Consider the following 19,612-nt stretch of genomic DNA (forward strand, 5'->3'; position numbering starts at 1 on the left):
GTGCAGCCCAGCATGATTGCCCACCCTCCGCCCGCAGACAGACTTGACACCCCGCACCCAACACTGTTCCTGCCTGTGACACCCGATCTGCCAGAAATGGATAACCCGTCCTGCTACACACTCTTGAATCCTACTTTTCGCTCCAGCATCTGGATGGCCTGTTCTCCCAATACGGTTATGCCGTGGTTGGCGTGGTGGTGATGCTGGAAAGCATGGGCCTGCCCCTGCCAGCGGAAAGCCTGATCATCACCGCTGCTTTATTCTGCGCCACAACCCACAAGCTGCACATTACGGGCGTTATTATCGCCGCCGTGACTGGTGCCATCATGGGTGACAATTTCGGGTATCTGCTGGGCCGTGCGCTGGGGCTGAAACTGTTGCAGAAATACGGCCCCAAGATCGGGCTTACACCTGAGCGTTTGTTGCTGGGCCGCTATGTGTTTTTGAAGCATGGCGGATCAGTGGTGTTTTTTGGCCGGTTTATTGCGGTTCTGCGCATGTTTGTAGCGCTGCTGGCCGGGGCGAACCATATGCCGTGGCACACGTTTTTATGGCACAATGCGTTAGGTGGCATATGCTGGGCAGGAGGATACGCCTTTTGCACCTATATGCTGGGGAATGAGGTGCTCAAACTGTCTGGCCCGGTCGGCATCGGGTTCGGCGTTTGCGCCATCATCATTATTACCGCGTCATTCCTTTTCCTGAAACGCAACGAGAAACGCCTGACGGAGGAAGCCTTGAAAGCCGCGGAAAATGACGAACGGTTACGGATTATCCCTTCATGATTGGACGACACGAGTGGGCCGTAACGGCCAAGCAGCCCAGCTTGCAGGGAAAAGTTGCACTGGTAACGGGCGCCAACAGCGGGCTGGGGTTTGAAACGGCTTGCGGGCTGGCCATGCGGGGGGCACGCCTGCTGCTGCCGGTGCGTAATAATGCACGCGGGCTTGTGGCAGTGGAAAACCTGAAGACCCGTTGCCCCACCGCAGAGGTAGACCTGCTGACGCTGGATCTTACGTCCCTTGAATCTGTGGCCGCCTGCGCCGCAGTTGTTGCGCACCATACCAACCGGCTGGATTTCCTTATCAATAATGCCGGTGTCATGGCGCCTGCCCGCCGGAAGGAAACCCAGGACGGGTTTGAACTCCAGTTCGGCACCAATCATCTTGGCCATTTTGCGTTGACCTATCATCTGCGCCCCTTGCTGGAAGCAGCGGCAGGCGGTGGTGTTGTGGTGACTGTGGCCAGTCTGGCAGCCTGCAAAGGCTCCATCCATTTTGATGATCTCCAGTTCCGCCACCGCTACAGCCCGTTTGGAGCCTACCAGCAGAGCAAACTGGCTAATCTGCTTTTTGCGCGTGAACTGGCCCGCCGTGCAGGAAACGCTGGATGGAAACTCCACTCCCGCGCTGCACATCCGGGATGGTCTTCCACGTCCATTGTTGCCAATGGTCCTGCCTCCGGCCTGCCGGGCCCCATTGGCAAGGTAGAAGAAACATTGGGCGGAGTCGTATTGCGGATAATGGGCCAGTCCGCTGCGCGAGGGGCTGAACCCCTGCTCTACGCCGCACTCTCCCCTGCTGCCCGGGATGGAGACTATTACGGCCCTCAGGGACGTGCAGAACGCCGGGGACTACCCGGCCCGGCCCATGTGCCACCTGAAGCCCTGAAAGCCAGCACAGCGGAACGGCTGTGGGATGTGTCTGAACGGCTGACCGGGCTGGGCTGGTAAAGCCCTCCCCCGGAAGCAGCTCAACAGGCCCGGTCAGAAAAAGCCCTGTTATCCGTGCCCACGGCGAGAGCCCGCCGTGGTGCGGGTGCGGCTCTGCTGGCGGAGCACGCTTTCAATCCAGTCATTCAGTTTACGAGTCGTGTCTTCGGCTTCTTCCCGGTCCGGATAAAACTCCGGAAAGCGCAGCGCCAGCCAACGCCATGCCACCAGCCGCTTATGCCGTTTTTCCGCACGTTCCAGTTCTTCGCGGCTGGCCCGTTCACTCGGTGGAAGGCGGCCCGTGCCCGGCGGCAGCACACGTCGGCCCGCCGCATGGTCGGCTGCCCAGCCCACCAGACGACGAATCCCGTTGTCCCGATCATCCACCGGGCACATGGCGTAAGACCAGCGGGTTGTCAGATCCAGCCCGTCCACCCCTTCCAGCGCCGAAGCGATAGCAAAGGCCTGTTCCATATCCGCCAGCCGGTAATTGGGATCATCCTTGCGCAGCACGGCCCTATGAATACGGGACAGCACGCCATACAGGCTTTCTGACCCGATTTCGGTCGCAACCGCCCGCACAATATCGGCGTCCGGCTGCACAAAGGGACGTAAATCTTCCGGCAGTTCCGCATCCGCTTCCAATTGGCGGCGAATAAAGGACGGGCTGCCCGCACCAGCCAAGACCGCCACAGTGCCAACTTCATGCTTGCCATACCGGCCCGCACGCCCGCCAATCTGCTTGACTTCCTGCACCGTAAGATCACGCGTCTGCTTACCATCAAATTTTTTCAGGGCGGCAAACACCACCCGCTTGATGGACAGATTCAACCCCATGCCAATGGCATCTGTAGCTATCAGGATATCGGCCGCGCCGGAATTGAACCGCTGGGCCTCTGCACGGCGCACTTCCGGGCTGAGCGCCCCATACACCACTGCCACACGCCGCCCGTGCTGCATCAGGGCGGCCCGCAGATCCAGCACTTCCCGGCGAGAAAACGCAATCAGCGCGTCACCTGTTGTAAGATCGGTCAGTTTGACAGGCTGCGCTGCTGCCCGGAGCGGACTTTTCCGTTCCAGCGAGATTTCATCCAGCGGGTCTCCACATAGTTCGGCAATGCGCCGCACCATGGGGATACAGTCTGGCGCGCCCAGCACATAAAGATGGCGGGCAGGAGCCCCCATGATAGCGGCAGTCCATGCCGCACCCCGATCTGTATCAAACAGCATCTGGGCTTCATCAATCACCGCCACATCAACGGGATTGTAGAACGGACACATTTCCACCGTGGCCGCCAGATGACGGCTTTCCGGCACAATAATGCGTTCCTCACCGGTGGCGAGAGAAGCTTCTACGCCGCGTGAAGCCAATGCCTCCCGGAACTCATGCGCCAGCAACCGGAGGGGCGCGAGCGCCAGACCACTTTCAGCCTGCGCCAGCGCATTCAACGCGGTGTAGGATTTGCCGCTGTTGGTTGGGCCGGTGACCAACGTAATGCGACGGTTGAGCGCGCGGGCCGTGCGAAAATGCGCGGCATACCGATCAAGGGCCGCCACCCGTGCAATGACCGAGTTGGCCACCTTCCGCCCCATATCGGCCTGCACACGGGGGCTGCCGGGCGCGGGCGTACCGGTGCCAATACGCCATTCGACCAGCTTGTCCCGCAGGGCCACAAGTTCAGCCGGATCAAACTCCCACCGTTCCCACCCGCCCGATTCGCGCACCTTTCGGGCCACGGGCAGCCGGTTCTCGGCAATCCAGCGAAGTGCTTCCTTGTGCGAGCAGCGGAGAATCCGCGGAACGTCCTTGAAGGGAACAAGGCTTTCTTCCCACGCCTGAAGGCGTTGCTCTTCCTTTTGTCGTTTTTCCTGTGCCGTGCGTTCAATGGTATGCGCCACTTTCTGGCGCTGGGCTTCCTCCTGCCGGGCTGTATCCAGAAAAGGATCGCCCTCCGGCAGGCCGAAGGCCACGGCAATGGCCATAAGCAGAAGGTCTGTCTGGCCGGGAGAGAGCACGCGCCCCGTATCCAGCAGGTCTGCCTGCACGGCCTCAAACACAGCCTTGGGTGTTTTGGCGTAGGACCGCAGTCGTTCTTCCGCTACCGGAGCCAGAGCACGCTCCAGCTCCGTATCTCCGGCTTCGGGCTCGGTTATGGTAGCAACAGCCTGTTCGATCTCGTCCCGCGTGACCCAGATGCGCCCGCTGCGGCGGGTAAGGTCCACCAGCCGGGAAATACGCTTCTTGCGCCGCACCGTGCACAGAATGGTGCGGAATGTCTCATCCGGAATATCCCGTGCACCGGGTTCAAGTGCGCGCGCAACACGGCGCAGAACCTCCTGCTCTTCCTTGGGCTCAACGTCCAGCCCGGTTCGGGCTGCAACATGGACAAACGCCTCACGCGCGGGGGAGGCAAAAGGTTCTGACGTCATGCCTCTACTCATGCCCCGTCCTGCGCACCGGAACAATGCCCCACGGCGCAAAGACCGCCCTATTTCATCCCTCCGTCACATCCCGCGGCTCCACAAACACCACGGCTTGGGCGCACAATGAAAGATTCACGCTACCCCTTGTCATGATGCTGATGAAACCCGGAGTCTCGCCCATGGCATCTCACGTATGGTCTGAGTGCATTGTTTTCATGCTAACTCTTTGTTTCAAAACAAAATAGATCGTACAAGCATGCCCCCAACACAAGACCGGAAATGAATTTACGCTGGCATCTGGCCTTCTGTGCCCTTAGAAACGCCGCCACGACCAGAAAACACGCCCCGAAAATACGCCTTTGTGCCGTTCAGGAGTGAGACCAGAACCCAAGGGCCAATGAGGGGGCATTATCTCTCGATCTGCTGCAAGCGGAGTATAAAGCGGCCCATGTCTGAAACCATGCCAGAAAAGCTGACCGGAACCTTTTCCGATATCCTGCCCAAAATGTCCGCCTCGGAAGTGCCCACCGGCCTTCTGCCCGTGGATGGACAGGACGGTATGTGGCATCTTGCGCCGCCCACCAAGGAATACGGGCACCTGTATCCCGCCAAGGTGCTGACAGTCCATCACTGGACAGACCGTCTGTTCAGCTTCACGACCACCCGTGACCCCGGCCTGCGGTTTGAAAACGGCCAGTTCGCCATGATCGGCATTGAACTGAACGAAAAACCGCTGCTGCGCGCCTATTCCCTGGCTTCTCCTAACTATGAAGATGAACTGGAGTTCCTCTCCATTGCCGTGCCGGATGGTCCGCTGACCTCCCGCCTGCGCCATGTGAAGGTAGGCGATACGGTTCTGATTGGCCGCAAGCCGACCGGCACCCTGATTCTGGATAATCTGCGTCCGGGCCGGAACCTGTATTTCCTGTCCACCGGCACGGGGCTGGCACCGTTCATGAGCCTGATCAAGGATCCGGCCTGCTATGAACGCTATGATCACGTCATCCTCAGCCACACGGTGCGTATTTCAGGCGAGCTGGCCTATGCCAACCACATTCGCCATGAACTGCCGGAACACGAATTCCTGGGTGAGGATATCTCTGGCAAGCTGCTGTATTACCCGGCCGTGACGCGTGAAGAATTTGCCGTGACCGACCGCATCACCAAGCTGATTGAAACCGGCAAGATCTTCAGTGATCTGAACATTCCAGAACTGGACCCCGAGCATGACCGCGTGATGATCTGCGGTTCTCCGGAAATGCTGGCAGATACGGAAGCCCTGTTGCAGGCCCGCGGGTTTGATGAAGGCAATATGTCCAATCCTGGCTCCTACGTGGTGGAAAAAGCCTTCGCAGGACGCTAAGGGGTCTCTGCAATCCCGTTTTCCATTCCCGGCACAAGGAGCCTGCGCCAATGACGCATGAGTTTGATCTTCTAGTCATAGGCGCAGGCTCCGGCGGCGTACGCTGTGCGCGAATCGCGGCTGGGCATGGTGCCCGTGTGGCGGTGGTGGAAAGCCGCCACTGGGGCGGTACATGCGTCAATCTGGGCTGCGTGCCCAAAAAGCTGATGGTTCAAGCCAGCGAATATGGGGACATGGTGGAAGACAGCCATGCCTTTGGCTGGAACAGCACCCGCGGAACGCATGACTGGGCAAAACTGATTGCCGCCAAAGATCAGGAAATTACGCGCCTGAACGGCATTTACGTGTCCATGCTGGAAAAAGCAGGCATCACGCTGCTGACTGGCCATGCCCGTTTTGAAAACGCCCATACCGTGCGCATTGAGCCCTCACCGCTCGCCCCGACTGAAGCGCCACGCACGGTTACAGCCAAACACATTGTCATCGCCACGGGCTCCACGCCCATGAAGCCGGATATTCCGGGGGCCGAACACGCCATTACGTCTGATGAAGCCTTCCATCTGCCCGCCCGCCCGGAACGGGTGGTGATTGTGGGTAGCGGCTATATCGGGATCGAATTTGCGGGTATTTTTGCAGGGCTGGGCTCAAAGGTAGATCTGGTTTACCGCCATGAACTACCCCTGCGCGGCTTTGATGAAGACATGCGCGCCGCCATGAAGGAGGCCATTCATGTTCGCGGTATCACCCAGCATGCTCCGGCCAGCCCCACCCAGATCAGCAAAAATGGCAGCACCTATACTGTCACGCTGAATAACGGCCACACCATTGAAACAGACTGCGTGTTTCTTGCCACCGGCCGTCGCCCCAAGATCGATTCGCTGGGGCTGGAAACAACGGGCGTGAAAACGGCGGAAAACGGACGCATCAAGGTCGATAGCAAGCGTGAGACCAGTCAGCCCGGCATTTACGCCATTGGCGATGTGACAGACCACCTGAACCTGACCCCGGTTGCCATTGCGGAAGGCCACAATCTGGCCGACCGGCTGTTTGGCAAGGAGCGCCCCCGTTCCTGGTCCTTGCGCACCACACCCAAGGCGGTGTTCTTTTCGCCACCGCTGGCATCCGTGGGGCTGAGCGAGGCTGAAGCCGCGCAGCATGGCACTGTGGATATCTATTTCACCCGCTTTACGCCCATGCGCCACACGCTCAGCGGCCGCAAGGACCGCAAGACAGTCATGAAGCTGGTGGTGGATCAGGACAGTCAGAAAGTGGTGGGCGCCCACATTCTGGGCGATGATGCCGCCGAGATGATGCAGGGCGTAGCCGTGGCTGTGACCGCCGAACTGCGGAAGGTGGATTTTGACCGCACTGTTGGCATCCACCCTACCTCTGCCGAAGAACTGGTGACCATGCGCACCCGCACGCGAGAAACCCCAGCTACCCGCTGATCTCCACCAGCACGGCATTTCGTGGCAGCACGCATCATCGGCCGTATTTTGCGTTGACGCTCCGGGCTCCGACCGCCAGAAAAAACGGAAGCCCGGAGCCCATCACGCCTCCGGTTTGACGAATTCCCCCGCTTTTTCAGGTCCAGCATACAGGATTAAAGCTTCATGCCCATCTCCAGCAGCACGCCCGGCAGCGCCGCCGCAACGGCGCACGGTTCATTTGATCTGGTTCTGAAAGGCGGCTCCGTTGTGCTGCCAGACGCAACCGTGGTGACAGATGTTTATGTGCGCGATGGGCTGATTGCCGCCATTGGTGGCCAAGGCAAAGCCGCACGGGAACTGGACTGCACGGGCCTGACCATTCTGCCGGGCGTGATCGACACACAGGTGCATTTTCGGGAACCCGGCGCCACGGAAAATGAAGATCTGGAATCCGGCAGCCGCGCCGCAGTGCTGGGGGGTGTGACGGGCGTATTTGAAATGCCCAACACCAAGCCCACCACCTCCACGCCGGAAGCCGTAGCGGACAAGCTGGCCCGCGCCAGAAACCGCATGTGGTGTGATCACGCCTTTTACGTCGGCGCGACAGTCGATAATGCTGACCAGTGCGGAGAACTTGAAAAACTGCCCGGCACGGCAGGGATCAAGGTGTTCATGGGATCCTCCACCGGCAATCTGCTGGTATCCGAGGACGATATGCTGGAACGGGTGCTGCGCTCCGGCCTGCGCCGCGTTGCCATTCATGCGGAAGATGAAGCCCGCCTGAAAGAACGCATGGACGAACGTGTGGAAGGAGATCCTTCCTCTCACCCTGTCTGGCGGGATGATGAAACCGCCTTACGCGCCACCACCCGTGCCCTGCGGCTGGCCCGCAAAACCGGGCGGCGCGTGCATATCCTGCACATTACAACACCGCAGGAACTGGCGCTAATTTCCCAGCATAGGGACATTGCCAGCAGTGAACTCACCCCCCAACACCTGACACTGGCCGGGGAAGACGCCTATGCCCGCCTTGGCACGCTGGCGCAGATGAACCCGCCCATCCGCTCCGGCGCACACCGGGATGGCCTTTGGCACTGGATGAGCCAAGGGATGCCGGATGTGATCGGCTCTGACCACGCCCCCCACTCGCTGGAAGCCAAAGGCAAACCCTATCCGGCGTCTCCCTCCGGCATGCCGGGGGTGCAGACCCTGTTGCCGCTGATGCTGAACCATGTGGCCAACAATCGGCTCACCCTGCGCCGTCTGGTGGACCTTACCTCTGCCGGGCCGCAGCGGCTGTTCGGGCTGGTGCGCAAAGGCCGCATTGCCGTAGGGTATGATGCTGATTTCTCGATTGTGGACCTCAAGGCCCGCTGGACAATCGAACAAAGCTGGCTGGCCTCAAAATGTGGCTGGTCTCCTTTTACGGGAGAAACCCTGATGGGCCGCCCCGTGGGCACCATCATTCGGGGTAACCAGGTGATGTGGGAGGGCACACTGGCCGACAAAGCCATAGGTGCTCCCCTGAAATTTGATATGACCGACCGCCCCTCAGCCTGAAACACGCCGCACACCACACCATGACCGCTCCTTCCGCCCCTCCTCATCCGGGCAACACGATCCCGGATGCACCTTACGATGCCCGCCCTGCCAGTGCCGCCACCAACAGGCTGAAACTGGGCATTGATTTTGGCACCACCAACAGCGTGGTGGTGCTGGCACATCCTGACGGAAAGACTGAAACCCTGCGTTTTCGCTTTCCGGAACATGCAGAATCTGACACCTGCCGCACCCTGCTGTGTTTCTGGCAGGATGAAGTCGGGTCCCGCATCATTCAGCAGGAAGCCATAGGGGCGGCGGCGATTGACGCCTATCTGGAAGATCCGGCGGAATCCCGCATGATCATGTCCATGAAGTCCTATCTGGCGCAAAAATCCTTCCGGGAAACGCAGGTGTTCAGCCGCCGCCTGACGCTGGAAATGCTGATTGCGCGCTTCCTGTCCAACCTGATGCAGGCCGTGACCATTGACCCTGCCAGCGTGGATGTAACGGTGGGCCGCCCCGTAGAGTTTGCCGGAGATTTTCCGGATGACGCACTGGGTGCCCAACGCCTGCGCGACAGTTTTACTGCAGCCGGCTTCCCCTCGGTTGAACTGGCGTGGGAGCCAGAAGCCGCTGGCTGGCGTTTTGCCCAACGGCTGGAGAACCCGACCACCATTCTGGTTGGCGACTTTGGCGGCGGCACCAGTGACTTCTCGGTGCTGAGCTTTGACCCAGCCCGTCCCGGCCATGCCGAGCCTCTGGGCCATTCCGGCGTTGGTATTGCCGGAGATCAGTTTGACTACCGTATTCTGAACACGGTTATCGCCCCACTGCTTGGGCGGGACTGCACATACCGTGTGATGGGCGGAGAACCTTTGCCGGTTCCTATAGAATGGTATGCAAGCCTTGGCCGGTGGCACCGTCTGGCGCTGATGCGTACGCCCCAGACCCTCCGCGCCATGGAAGACGTGGCCCGCACAGTCTCGGAGCCGCAAAAATTGCGGGCCCTGATTGATCTTGTGCAGGACCAGCAGGGGCAGGCTCTCTACCGTGCCGTGGGGGCCGCCAAAAACGCGCTTTCCTCAGCAGACAGCACAATCTTGCGGTTTCAACACCGCTCCTTCAAGGTGGAACAGACCATCACCCGTGCGGAATTTGAAAGCTGGATTGCGCCCGACCTCGCCCAGTTTGATAGCGCGGTCGATCAGGCTTTGACACATGCGGGGCTTACCGCTGCGGATGTTGACCGCGTGTTTCTAACGGGAGGCACATCCTTTGTTCCTGCCGTGCGGAACCTCTTCATTCGCCGCTTTGGCACGGAGCGCGTGGACACAGGCGGCGAGTTTGTTTCCGTTGCGGAAGGCTTGGCCCTGATGAGTGGCAAGGCCGCCTGCGCGGCTTGACCGCGGCAGGGGGCTTTTGCAATCCCGGAAAATCCGGCCCCCACGACGTGAACACTGAAACACGTTCCAGAGATTATCAGATAGTTTTTGTTACCCACCTGAGGCGTGGCACGGAGAGGAGAGGAGAGGAGAGGAGAGGAGAGGAGAGGAGAGGAGAAGCGAACCGTATCATACACACGCTGCCCCCCACAGATAGGGAAGGTTCTAAAAACCCTCCTTCTTGCTTACCTCAGAATCATAACCTCTTGATCTTGTTACAGGCAGAAAAGCATGGATACGGGTTCTTCGCACCGTCCATCTGTCCGACGCTGATTAGCCCCTTACACACACTCGTCAATGGATGGGAAAATAAAGAGTGATAAGCTCCTGCTTTCCGCAGGTCTTATGTCAGAAAGCCCTCCATGAAACTCTCCTCCTTTCTCGCCCTGAAAGATTTTGAGGCGGCGGCACGCAGAAAACTCCCTCGTCCTGTTTTCGGGTATGTTTCCGGGGCGGCGGAAGACAATATTTCTCTCACAGCAAATGTGGACTCGTTTTCTGACCTTGATCTGGTCCCGCAGGTTCTGCGCGATGTTTCACACAGAACCCAACAGACCACACTTCTGGGCCGCACTTATACCGCGCCTTTTGGTATTGCCCCCATGGGACTTTCTGCCCTTTCAGCCTATCGTGGAGACATTGCCCAGGCCGTTGCCGCCAAAGAAGCGGGAATTCCGATGGTGCTCAGTGGCTCCTCCCTCATTCCCATGGAAGAGGTAGGTGCTGCGGCACCGGGCACATGGTTTCAGGCCTACCTTCCGGGAGAGACCGTGCGGATTGACGCATTACTTGACCGCGTCCACAAGGCCGGGTTTCACGAACTTGTTGTGACAGTTGATATTCCCGTAGGCGCCAACAGGGAAAATAACATCCGCACCGGATTTTCCACTCCTCTCCGGCCATCACTCCGACTGGCAATGGATGGCCTGACGCACCCCCGCTGGCTTGTCGGCACTTTTGGCCGCACCCTCCTGCATCACGGGATGCCGCATTTTGAAAATTCATTTGCAGAACGGGGGGCTCCCATTCTTTCGGCAAATGTTCTACGTGATTTTACCGCGCGCGATCATTTCAACTGGCAGCATATCCGCCATATCCGCCAGCGCTGGAAAGGTCCGTTGATCATCAAGGGTATTCTCCACCCTGATGATGCCCGCACAGCAGAAGAAAGTGGTGTGGATGCGATTATCGTCTCTAACCATGGTGGCCGCCAGTTGGACGGCGCCATCACCCCTTTACGTATTCTGCCCGAAATTGTTGCCGCCACAACCTTGCCGGTCATGATAGATAGTGGCTTCCGGCGTGGAAGCCATATTCTGAAAGCCCTCGCTCTTGGAGCGGCTTTTGTGTTTGTTGGTCGGCCGTTCAACTACGCTGCCGCTCTGGGAGCAGAAGTTGGTGTAACCCACGCCATAGGGCTTCTAATGGCGGAAATTGACCGTGATATGGCCATGCTGGGTGCCAGAACATGCGGCGAAATAAACCATACACATGTCCGCTTCCGCCACAAACGCTAACCTCGATTTATTTGCTTGGACGTAAAGACATCCTTCAATAAAGGACGTGTCGCTTTTTCAGTCGGGATAGGGTGTGCAACCTGGGCTGGAAACAGACACTCCAGCCCCAATCACAGCAAGAACCTGCAAAATATTTTTGAGAAAATTCTTTCTACAGGAACGAAATTTACCAGATAAAGCCGATAGTGCCCTGCGCGTTTCGGCGTACCCTCAAGTAGCATCATTCCTGACCATAGAAGGCATAACTCAGGTAATTGCCAATGTAATTTTTGTTAAAGAGGTTGCGCACACTGGCCGCGCCTGTCCACCCGCATAATGAGGGAAAAAATTGGAAAGATCACACTGCAAAGAGCCATTAAAAACGGCGCATTGTGGCACGTTCACACTCCCATAACTGACTTCACCACCATAGACTTTTCCAGAATGCCGCATTCCACCACCCAACACGCATTCCTTGAGGGGGCCAGAAGGCAACGTATAGAACGCAAACAGGGACGCATTGTCTTTGCCGGACTGAATCAACAGTTTTCCCATGGATGGATCAGTCTGACGGAACGTTCTCCCCCATCACTCGACACATGTCCTGATTGTGGCAGGAAGGATATGGAATAGCTGATATAGGGCGAAAGCCCGAAATCAAACGGAAGGCTGATTTCACACCTAATCCGTAAACAGGATGCCACTAAAAAGGCCATCAGGGTTGAACCCGATGGCCTTTTTTGATCACGCCCGAAACAACACTTTACGGAAAAGCTGAGCGTTTGAACTGGAACCGGTCAACCAGTGCACGCAAAGGCGCGAAATCCTTGTCCGAGAAGGTTTCCATATACACTTTGGAACCATCCGGGGTTTCAAGAAACACGGTGTCATTCCAGTCTGCAGCACTGATACCGGTCCAGAGTGTCATGGCCAGCGCTTCCTTGCCGTTTTCATCCTTCAGCATCACACGGGAATCACCAGATGAAGGCGGCGTGCGGCTGAGAGGCCCCCACCCGCCTTTATGGTCCTGCAACCAGGCGTTGACGGTCTTGGCTTCCTCTGATGATAGCTCTCGCTTGTGCCGCATGGGACCAACCTCAATATTGCCGCTGGCCACCTGCGGCATCACGATCGGCTTGAAATTGGGCAGCGCGAACATCCAGATCAACGACGCCGTGCCAATAGTCAGCACCAGAAACCCGATAACAAACGCCGTTTCTTTCCTCATTCGCCTCTTCTCCTTACCCGCGCACCGCTGCGATAATACGGGAAACCTCTTCATCCGTCAGTTCCGGATGAATGGGCAATGCCAGAATCCGGGTGGCCAGATCTTCTGATACCGGCAGACTGCTTCCATCATGATGATCCCGATACGCGGGCTGTTTGTGCAGCGGCAACGGATAATAAATGGCGGATGGAACACCATGCTCCTTCAAGCGAGCCTGCAGGGGCTCACGCTCCGCCGGATCTTTGACCAGAATGGCATAGATGGCCCAGGCGCTCGCGCTGTTGGGTACCCGCGCTGGCACCTGCACCACATCTGCCAATCCGGTGTCATAGGCGCGGGCAATCTCGTCCCGACGGGCCAGTTCCTGCTTGAAGCCATCCAGCTTGGCCAACAGCACGGCGGCCTGAATGGTATCCAGCCGCCCGTTCATGCCCGTGCGCAGAACTTCATAACGGGTTTTGCCCTCGCCATGCGTCCTCAGGGAACGGTACAGGTCCGCGCGTTCCGGGGCATCCGTCAGGATGGCCCCGCCATCACCGTAGCCCCCCAGAGGTTTGGACGGGAAAAAAGAGAGTGTGGTCGCTGTGGCTTCCCGCCCCAGAGGTTTCCCGTTCAGATCGGCTCCAAATGCCTGCGCACAATCGGCCAGCAGAAACAGGTCTTCCTCCTGCGCGATCTGGCGCAGTTGCTCCCACGGCGCAGGCTGACCGAACAGATCCACCCCGACAATGGCGCGGGGGGTCAGCTTTCCGGCTTCCCGCACCGCGCGGATGCGGGCGCGCAGATGATCGGGGTCAATCTGGAACGTGTTGGGGTCCACATCCACAAAAACCGGCGTAGCCCCGAGCACCAAAGGCACTTCAGCCGTTGCGGTATAGGTGAACGCGGGCAGAAACACGGCATCACCCCGGCCGATATTTTCCGCCATCATGACAATCTGCAACGCATCCGTGCCGGAGGAGACGCCCACACAGTCCTTGGCACCGCACCAGTCAGCCAGGCGCTGCTCAAGCTCCGTGACTTCCGGCCCCATCACAAAGCGGCAATGGGCAAACACGGCATCCACCCGCTCACGCAGGGCTGGGCCAAGGCGCTTCTGCTGCGCCGCCAGATCAAGGAAAGCGATCGGGCGTTCTGTCTTTTCGTTCATCATGCCACCTGTTCTGTACCGTCCGTATGGGGGGAAGGCAAAGGCGCGCCATTCTCCACACCTTCTGGCGTGGAAGATCGCACCTCTCCTTTGGGGTTATGATTGAATTCCGGCACCAGCAACGCCAGAATACGCAGGGCAGCCTTCACATCTGCGGCACGGGCATAGCGGGTAATCTGGTCCACAGCTTCCGTTACGTCAGCCATATCCACCACTCGCGGGGTGGCCATCAGCAGGCCGGGATTGTCTGTCGGCACCGGGGCTTCGCGCCCGTGGAAGAGTTCTTCATACAGCTTCTCCCCCGGCCGCAGGCCGGTAAAGCGAATGCTGACATCCTCATCAGGCCGTAGTCCCGCAAGGCGGATCATCTGCCTGGCGAGGTCTACAATTTTCACGGGTTCGCCCATATCCAGCACAAAAATGCCGCCATCCCGCAGCAGCGCATCCGTGCCGGACCCTTCGCCCCCACAGGTGCCACGCACACTGGCCTGCAACACCAACCCCACGGCTTCCGAGACAGTCATGAAATAGCGGCGCATTTCGGGGTGCGTAACTGTCAGCGGCCCTCCGCGTTCAAGCTGCCGCCGGAACAGAGGCACCACGGACCCAGTTGAGCCCAGAACATTGCCAAACCGCACGGTGATGCACCGCATAGCCTCCGGGTTGCCGGATGTCCGCGCCCTGATATCCAGCGCCTGACAATACATTTCCGCCGCCCGTTTGGCGGCCCCCATCAGGCTGGAAGGGTTAACCGCCTTGTCGGTTGAAATCACAATCATGGCGCGCGCACCGTGCCGGGCCGCGGCATCTGCCACAACGCGGGTGCCGTGCACATTGGTCAGCAGCCCCTCGGCCGGGTTGGCTTCCACAATCGGTACATGCTTCAGGGCGGCGGCATGAAACACCAGATCAGGCCGGAAGCGACCCATGACCTCTTCTATCCGCGCTTCATCGCGCACATCGGCAACGATCGCTTCACGTGAAACATTTGGCGCGCTGTCCGCCAGTTCCATATCAATCTGCCACAGCTCAAATTCACCGTGATCCAGCAAAATCAGCTTGTCCGGCTTCAGCATGGCAATCTGACGCACCAGTTCTGAACCGATGCTGCCCCCAGCGCCAGTAACAAGCACGGTGCGCTGCCCGATCAGTCGCTCCATTCCGGCACGATCCAGCGGCACCTGGGGGCGATTAAGCAGATCTTCCAACGGCACAGGGCGCAGTTCCACCCGATCTGCCGGCGTCAACGCAGTGAGAGCCGGGGTGCGGAGCACGGCAATGCCATGCGCGGCGGCGGCATCCAGCACCTGTGTCAGGCCCTTGCCCCGAAAAGACGGCTCCGTCACCACCAGAGACTCCGGAAGGGTCTGGGTGCGGGCCAGTCTGTCCAGAATGGTGCCAATATGGTCCACATGCCCCAGTATGGGCACGTTATGCATGCGGCGTCCTGCCTGATGGGTACCCAGGGCCACCAACCCCACCACCCGGATACCGGCCTGAGGGTTACGTTCAATAGCGCGTAGGTAGAGGTCTGCTACCGTATCCACCCCCACCAGAACCACCCGGCGCTGGTCTGCCTTGCGTACGGCCATGCGATGCGCCAGCCGATAACCAATCCGCAGCCCGCCCAGCATGATCAGCAGAACAAGCGCATAAATGATGGGAAACGTGATACTGGGCAGGTGGTACCCCATAAGCACCAGACCAGCCGAAAACAGCAGCGCACTGGCAACGGAAGCCCCGGCAATACCCAGAAGATCTGAAACGCCGGAAAACCGCCAGTATTGCTGGGGCATACGGAAGGGCAACCCACTGACAACCAGCGTAATGGCGCCCCCGGCCAGAAACCATAGCGGGTGCAGAAGGCCATCCTGCGGGGCGGCAAGCCACCGGGCAATAGGCGCGGCAACAGCCGCCAGTATCCCGTCCAACAGGATATTGACGAGAATTCTATTGAGCGGACGCAGCCTGGGGCTGCGATGAAGAGACTCAGAGCGTTGCGGTGCCATCACCTTGCACCTATAGCGTAGCACCTGCCATCCTAGAAGCAGCACAACCCCACGATATGATGCCCATGTTTCTTTCTGACCCTGTTCTGGCGGTTTTCTGCCTGCTTTGCGCGGCTTTTTTTGCAGCCGGGCTTGTGCGGGTCATGATCAATCTGGCCATTTTAGACCATCCCGGTCACCGGAGCGCCCACCAGCGACCTATCCCTAAAGGGGGCGGCGTGGGGGTTATGGCTTCTTTTTTTCTTTTTTTTCCACTCGTTCAGGACATAACTGGCCGCAGCGTGTTGCGGGCTGATGTCATCCTCACAGCGCTAGCCACCCTTCTGCTGGCCACTATCTCCTGGCTGGATGACATGTATCAGTGGCGGCCCTCCATCAAATTCTGTGCCCAGAGCGCCGCAGCCATCATGGTGGTGGCAGGAGGTACCATTCTGGGGTGGCCCACCCCACTGCCCGGCGCCTTTCTGGCCGTGCTGTGGCTGATCTTTATCACCAACGCCATCAACTTCATGGACGGACTCAACGGTCTGATTTCCGGCTGTCTGATTGTCGGCAATCTGATTGTAGCGGCCACGGGTGTCTTTTTTGGGGTGCCAGACCTGATCTGGCCTGCGTTGCTGCTGGCAGGGTGTCTGTGTGGCTTTCTACCCTTCAACTTTCCCAAAGCGCGTATTTTTCTGGGAGATGTCGGGAGCCAGGGCTGTGGGCTTCTAGCGGGAACAGCAGCACTCTACATGACCCAGCATTCCATCAAGCCATCTGGCTGGCTATTAGGCCCCGCGCTGCTGTTCCCCCTGATTTTTGATGTGCTGTTTACGCTGGTGCGCCGCAAACTGGCCGGACACTCTCTGGTACAAGCACACAGGGGCCACATTTATCAGGTGTTGCACCGCACAGGCATGAGCGCCGTGCTGATTGCGGTATGTGAATGGGGGTTTGTGTGTTGGGGAGGCATTGTGGCGTTACTGGTTGCCTCATTCCCCCCTCTGAAAGGAGCCTGCGTGGCCCTTCCTCTCCTGGTAGCGCCTCAGCTTGGCTGGGTGGCTCTGGCTGTTATCAGAACGCGCAGCCACCCCGTAGGGCCATGGTAAGGCTGCGCGTTCTGAACAGCTCAACGCCGTAGAGTTTATTTCAGCACAAAGGTAAGACCCTGTGCCGAACCGGCAAGACGGGCACCTTTGGAGATGGTTTCAATCTTGATCCGCACGCCGTTCTTGTTCTCAAGCACGGCCCCACCCAGACCGCTGCCAAGGGTGGCTTCACCATGCGCAGCGCCGTAGGTTCCAGCAAAGTCCTGAACACGGTGCAGGTTATAAACCGTCCCCGTGCCCTCAATCTGTGAGTAGCCAACGGCCGCGATCGTGCCGCCAGTTACAGAGAATTTGTAGGATTTCCCGCCAACCGTCAGGGTGCCATCACCCCACGTATAGCCTACGCCCACATCGGCCGATTTGGCAGAGAGCGTGATTTTACCTGTGGGAGTGCCCAGAGCATCAGCCGCATGCGCGGTGGGAGCAAAAGAGGCTGTCGCAAAAGTCAGTGCCGCTGCCGCGGCAACAGAAGCAAACCGCATGGAAACATTCCTTTTTTCTTAAATCTTTGCGGGAGCAAAGAACTGCCTCACCGGGTCAGCCCTGCTCTCGAAAGTCTTTAAGAAGAACGTTCTATGCGGGAAAAAGTTTCTCTTTCCGCCATCAAGCCGTTCACGACTGGTATGGCGGAAAGAGAGGTTATCTCACTCAGGCTGCAGCAACACGGCGCAGGGTGCGACGTACCGGCTGTTCCTTTTTTTCTTCACTCCGGCCCTTACGGGCTTCTTCCGTAGCGGCTTCACCCATAATGGAGCGAATCTCCTTCAGGTAGGCCGCGCCTTTGGGCGTACGCTGCACCAGCACGGAACGACGGTCCAGCGGGTCCACCTTACGGCGTGCCAGATCCAGCTCACCCAGACGGTCCAGCGCACGCGTAATGGCGGGTTTGGACACATTCAGGCTGGAAGCCAGACCGCGCACGGTGTGGCCACTTTCATCCAGATAGCAGGTCAGGAAAACAGCAAGCTGACGTGCAGACAGGTCTGGCCCGTCGCTCCGCACCAGCGAGACAATGGTGTCCCGAAGGGTTTTGACCAGTTCTTCTGCTTTGGCGGCATTCTGTGCCATCAGACTCTTATCCTTTTTATCACGCCGATGGTCAGCCTCTCGGCGCGGCATCGGACTCAACGTTTGTTACCCGTCGTCTTCTCGTGGGGCCTTATATAGGGACCGCTACAGATATTTAAATCATGTAATGACAAAATAGTTCCATTACGATTTTATTTCTTTACGCTCCCGCTCCGTCCGGCGCATCAAAAACAAGTCTGATAGCGGCAAAAAGAGCCCGAACCCCAGGAGAATCCCCGCCTTCAGGCCGTCCGGCACGGCTGCTGTCATTCCAGGCATAGGTGTCGATATGCGCCCACCGCTGGCCTGCTTTTACAAAACGTTCAAGAAACAGTCCGGCCGTTATTGAGCCCGCCATAGGTTTAGAGGAAATATTGTTGAGGTCCGCAACAGGACTCCGCAACCATCCGGCATAGCCCTGCCATAGTGGTAACCGCCATAGCGGGTCTGCTTCACGCTCACTTACTTCAAGAAGCATCTCTGCCAGGCTGTCATCATTACAGAACAGCGCGGGCAGATCCGGCCCCAGCGCCACACGGGCCGCGCCGGTCAGGGTGGCCATGTCCAGCAGCAGATCCGGGCTGGCCTCTCCGGCTTCGGTCAGCAGATCACACAGCACCAGCCGTCCTTCAGCATCGGTGTTGCCAATTTCGACTGTCAGGCCAGCCCGGCTTTTCACCACATCCAGAGGACGCATGGCATGGCCGGAAACACTGTTTTCCACACATCCCAGCCGCACTTCCAAACGGACGGGCAAATCCTGCGTCATGATCAGGCGGGCCAGCGCCAGAACGGATGCCGCGCCCCCCATATCCTTTTTCATGCGCAACATGCCGGAGGACGGTTTGATATCGTAGCCACCGGAATCAAAACACACGCCCTTCCCAACCAGAGACAGAAGCGGCGCGTTCTTGCCTGCCTTGCTGCCGCGCCAGCGTGCCACCGCCACGCGCGGGCCGCGTTCCGAGCCATTGCCCACATGCGCCAGCAGGGGATAGGCTTTGTCCAGCGTCTTGCCCTTGATGATCTCCACATCTGCGCCAAACGGGCTCAGGGCCTCACGCGCCGCATGTGCCAGATCAGACGGCCCCAGCAGATTGGCGGGGGTATTGATCAGATCACGCGCAAGCCAGATGGACCGCGCCATCTCAACCGCCAGCCCTTTCCGCTCAGCCTCTGTCACAACCAGCCGAACACTCTTGCCGGATGGAACCTCTCCCTTGAGAGAAAACTGATATGCCCCAAGGCAGAACCCCAGCAGCACATCCGCGCGCAAAACTCCGTCTGGCACTCGTACCTGCCAGTCTCCTTCCGGCAGGTTTCGCGCCAGCGCACCAAACACATACGGGTCCCTACGGCCTTTTTCAGGCACACCAAACAGCCCCACGGGGTGACCCTGGCTATCGGGCACCAATACCAACTGGCCGGGCCGGGCGGTAAAACCGCAGGCCAACGCAAAGGTAGCAGCTTCTGCCCCCAGCAGGGTTTTCAGCGTGCTTTCCAGCGTCGCATCATCCGCGGCGCGCACACCGTGCACCGTGGGCCCATCCTTCTGGCGACGCCGCAAAACAGTGAGACAATCAGCTTCTCGAACAGACATGGGCATTCCTCCTGTTTCAAAACTGCGCCTGCCATTGGCCCGATGCAATGGCTCCCAC

The 19,612-nt window shown here is 58.8% G+C and carries 16 protein-coding genes and 1 pseudogene; 9 read left to right on the forward strand and 8 right to left on the reverse strand.

All coding sequences use genetic code 11. The features are described from left to right. Positions 1-12: 12 nt before the first annotated feature. The 3 genes from QWU00_RS06835 to QWU00_RS06845 are packed head-to-tail and all read left to right on the forward strand — an operon-like array spanning position 13 to position 1,732. The gene (locus QWU00_RS06835; protein ID WP_140385776.1) at positions 13-201 is read left to right on the forward strand and encodes a hypothetical protein; all 189 of its coding nucleotides are present in this window, start codon (positions 13-15) and stop codon (positions 199-201) included. Further along, complete coding sequence (locus QWU00_RS06840; protein WP_081473509.1) at positions 201-785, forward strand: DedA family protein; 585 nt, start codon at positions 201-203, stop codon at positions 783-785. Before QWU00_RS06835 ends, QWU00_RS06840 begins: the two co-directional genes overlap by 1 nt. Then, positions 782-1,732, forward strand: a complete 951-nt coding sequence (locus QWU00_RS06845) for an SDR family oxidoreductase (RefSeq protein WP_035380630.1) — start codon at positions 782-784, stop codon at positions 1,730-1,732. The genes QWU00_RS06840 and QWU00_RS06845 overlap by 4 nt, the downstream gene beginning before the upstream one ends. A gap of 48 nt (positions 1,733-1,780) precedes the next feature. On the opposite strand, the gene QWU00_RS06850 is transcribed toward QWU00_RS06845, so the two are convergent. Beyond that, positions 1,781-4,141: a helicase-related protein gene (locus tag QWU00_RS06850; RefSeq protein ID WP_035380632.1), complete on the reverse strand. Its 2,361-nt coding sequence runs from the start codon at positions 4,139-4,141 to the stop codon at positions 1,781-1,783. 499 nt (positions 4,142-4,640) lie between these two features. On the opposite strand from QWU00_RS06850, the gene QWU00_RS06855 reads away from it, so the two are divergent. The 5 genes from QWU00_RS06855 to QWU00_RS06875 all read left to right on the forward strand — a co-directional run bounded on the left by QWU00_RS06855 (position 4,641) and on the right by QWU00_RS06875 (position 11,429). Beyond that, the gene (locus QWU00_RS06855) at positions 4,641-5,498 is read left to right on the forward strand and encodes a ferredoxin--NADP reductase (protein WP_373317145.1); all 858 of its coding nucleotides are present in this window, start codon (positions 4,641-4,643) and stop codon (positions 5,496-5,498) included. Positions 5,499-5,548: 50 nt separating this feature from the next. Continuing rightward, positions 5,549-6,946 carry a glutathione-disulfide reductase gene (gene gorA / locus QWU00_RS06860; RefSeq protein ID WP_006557400.1) on the forward strand — a complete coding sequence of 466 codons (1,398 nt, stop codon included), beginning with the start codon at positions 5,549-5,551 and terminating at the stop codon, positions 6,944-6,946. Between the two features lie 165 nt (positions 6,947-7,111). Next, entirely contained in the window at positions 7,112-8,488 is a 1,377-nt protein-coding gene (locus QWU00_RS06865; RefSeq protein ID WP_052051388.1) for a dihydroorotase, read from the forward strand. 20 nt (positions 8,489-8,508) lie between these two features. Beyond that, entirely contained in the window at positions 8,509-9,873 is a 1,365-nt protein-coding gene (locus tag QWU00_RS06870) for an Hsp70 family protein (protein WP_231551723.1), read from the forward strand. Between the two features lie 401 nt (positions 9,874-10,274). Continuing rightward, positions 10,275-11,429, forward strand: coding sequence for an alpha-hydroxy acid oxidase (locus QWU00_RS06875; RefSeq protein ID WP_035380634.1), 1,155 nt, complete (start codon positions 10,275-10,277; stop codon positions 11,427-11,429). 220 nt (positions 11,430-11,649) lie between these two features. Here QWU00_RS06875 and QWU00_RS06880 read toward each other — a convergent pair. From QWU00_RS06880 to QWU00_RS06895, 4 genes and pseudogenes are all read right to left on the reverse strand, one after another. Next, positions 11,650-11,972 (reverse strand): annotated as a pseudogene (locus tag QWU00_RS06880) (TonB-dependent siderophore receptor); the annotation flags it as partial. Positions 11,973-12,171: 199 nt separating this feature from the next. Then, positions 12,172-12,636, reverse strand: a complete 465-nt coding sequence (locus QWU00_RS06885; protein WP_035380638.1) for a hypothetical protein — start codon at positions 12,634-12,636, stop codon at positions 12,172-12,174. Between the two features lie 13 nt (positions 12,637-12,649). Beyond that, positions 12,650-13,786: a DegT/DnrJ/EryC1/StrS family aminotransferase gene (locus QWU00_RS06890; protein WP_035380716.1), complete on the reverse strand. Its 1,137-nt coding sequence runs from the start codon at positions 13,784-13,786 to the stop codon at positions 12,650-12,652. After that, positions 13,786-15,795 (reverse strand): polysaccharide biosynthesis protein, encoded by a 2,010-nt coding sequence (locus QWU00_RS06895; RefSeq protein WP_035380640.1) that lies wholly within the window; start codon positions 15,793-15,795, stop codon positions 13,786-13,788. The genes QWU00_RS06890 and QWU00_RS06895 overlap by 1 nt, the downstream gene beginning before the upstream one ends. Before the next feature lie 56 nt (positions 15,796-15,851). Here QWU00_RS06895 and QWU00_RS06900 point away from each other — a divergent pair, with 56 nt between their 5' ends. Continuing rightward, on the forward strand, positions 15,852-16,886 hold the full coding sequence (locus QWU00_RS06900) for an MraY family glycosyltransferase (RefSeq protein WP_222941905.1): 1,035 nt from the start codon (positions 15,852-15,854) through the stop codon (positions 16,884-16,886). A gap of 35 nt (positions 16,887-16,921) precedes the next feature. Here QWU00_RS06900 and QWU00_RS06905 read toward each other — a convergent pair whose 3' ends face one another. From QWU00_RS06905 to QWU00_RS06915, 3 genes are all read right to left on the reverse strand, one after another. Next, positions 16,922-17,368, reverse strand: a complete 447-nt coding sequence (locus QWU00_RS06905; protein WP_035380642.1) for a hypothetical protein — start codon at positions 17,366-17,368, stop codon at positions 16,922-16,924. Between the two features lie 166 nt (positions 17,369-17,534). Beyond that, positions 17,535-17,954, reverse strand: a complete 420-nt coding sequence (locus QWU00_RS06910) for a MarR family transcriptional regulator (RefSeq protein ID WP_035380718.1) — start codon at positions 17,952-17,954, stop codon at positions 17,535-17,537. 160 nt (positions 17,955-18,114) lie between these two features. Further along, complete coding sequence (locus tag QWU00_RS06915; protein ID WP_035380644.1) at positions 18,115-19,554, reverse strand: leucyl aminopeptidase family protein; 1,440 nt, start codon at positions 19,552-19,554, stop codon at positions 18,115-18,117. Between the last annotated feature and the right edge of the window lie 58 nt (positions 19,555-19,612).

Source organism: Acetobacter tropicalis (assembly GCF_030644465.1).
In the GTDB taxonomy this organism is placed as follows: Bacteria; Pseudomonadota; Alphaproteobacteria; order Acetobacterales; family Acetobacteraceae; genus Acetobacter; species Acetobacter tropicalis.

Bases quoted from the DNA above. Each gene is read 5' to 3' on its own strand.
- QWU00_RS06870 (WP_231551723.1), top strand. From the start codon at position 8,509: ATGACCGCTCCTTCCGCCCCTCCTCATCCGGGCAACACGATCCCGGAT.
- QWU00_RS06890 (WP_035380716.1), bottom strand. From the start codon at position 13,786: ATGAACGAAAAGACAGAACGCCCGATCGCTTTCCTTGATCTGGCGGCG.
- QWU00_RS06865 (WP_052051388.1), top strand. From the start codon at position 7,112: ATGCCCATCTCCAGCAGCACGCCCGGCAGCGCCGCCGCAACGGCGCAC.
- QWU00_RS06895 (WP_035380640.1), bottom strand. From the start codon at position 15,795: ATGGCACCGCAACGCTCTGAGTCTCTTCATCGCAGCCCCAGGCTGCGT.
- gorA (WP_006557400.1), top strand. From the start codon at position 5,549: ATGACGCATGAGTTTGATCTTCTAGTCATAGGCGCAGGCTCCGGCGGC.
- QWU00_RS06915 (WP_035380644.1), bottom strand. From the start codon at position 19,554: ATGTCTGTTCGAGAAGCTGATTGTCTCACTGTTTTGCGGCGTCGCCAG.
- QWU00_RS06885 (WP_035380638.1), bottom strand. From the start codon at position 12,636: ATGAGGAAAGAAACGGCGTTTGTTATCGGGTTTCTGGTGCTGACTATT.
- QWU00_RS06845 (WP_035380630.1), top strand. From the start codon at position 782: ATGATTGGACGACACGAGTGGGCCGTAACGGCCAAGCAGCCCAGCTTG.
- QWU00_RS06850 (WP_035380632.1), bottom strand. From the start codon at position 4,141: ATGACGTCAGAACCTTTTGCCTCCCCCGCGCGTGAGGCGTTTGTCCAT.
- QWU00_RS06900 (WP_222941905.1), top strand. From the start codon at position 15,852: ATGATGCCCATGTTTCTTTCTGACCCTGTTCTGGCGGTTTTCTGCCTG.
- QWU00_RS06835 (WP_140385776.1), top strand. From the start codon at position 13: ATGATTGCCCACCCTCCGCCCGCAGACAGACTTGACACCCCGCACCCA.
- QWU00_RS06840 (WP_081473509.1), top strand. From the start codon at position 201: ATGCTGGAAAGCATGGGCCTGCCCCTGCCAGCGGAAAGCCTGATCATC.
- QWU00_RS06910 (WP_035380718.1), bottom strand. From the start codon at position 17,954: ATGGCACAGAATGCCGCCAAAGCAGAAGAACTGGTCAAAACCCTTCGG.
- QWU00_RS06905 (WP_035380642.1), bottom strand. From the start codon at position 17,368: ATGCGGTTTGCTTCTGTTGCCGCGGCAGCGGCACTGACTTTTGCGACA.
- QWU00_RS06875 (WP_035380634.1), top strand. From the start codon at position 10,275: ATGAAACTCTCCTCCTTTCTCGCCCTGAAAGATTTTGAGGCGGCGGCA.
- QWU00_RS06855 (WP_373317145.1), top strand. From the start codon at position 4,641: ATGTCCGCCTCGGAAGTGCCCACCGGCCTTCTGCCCGTGGATGGACAG.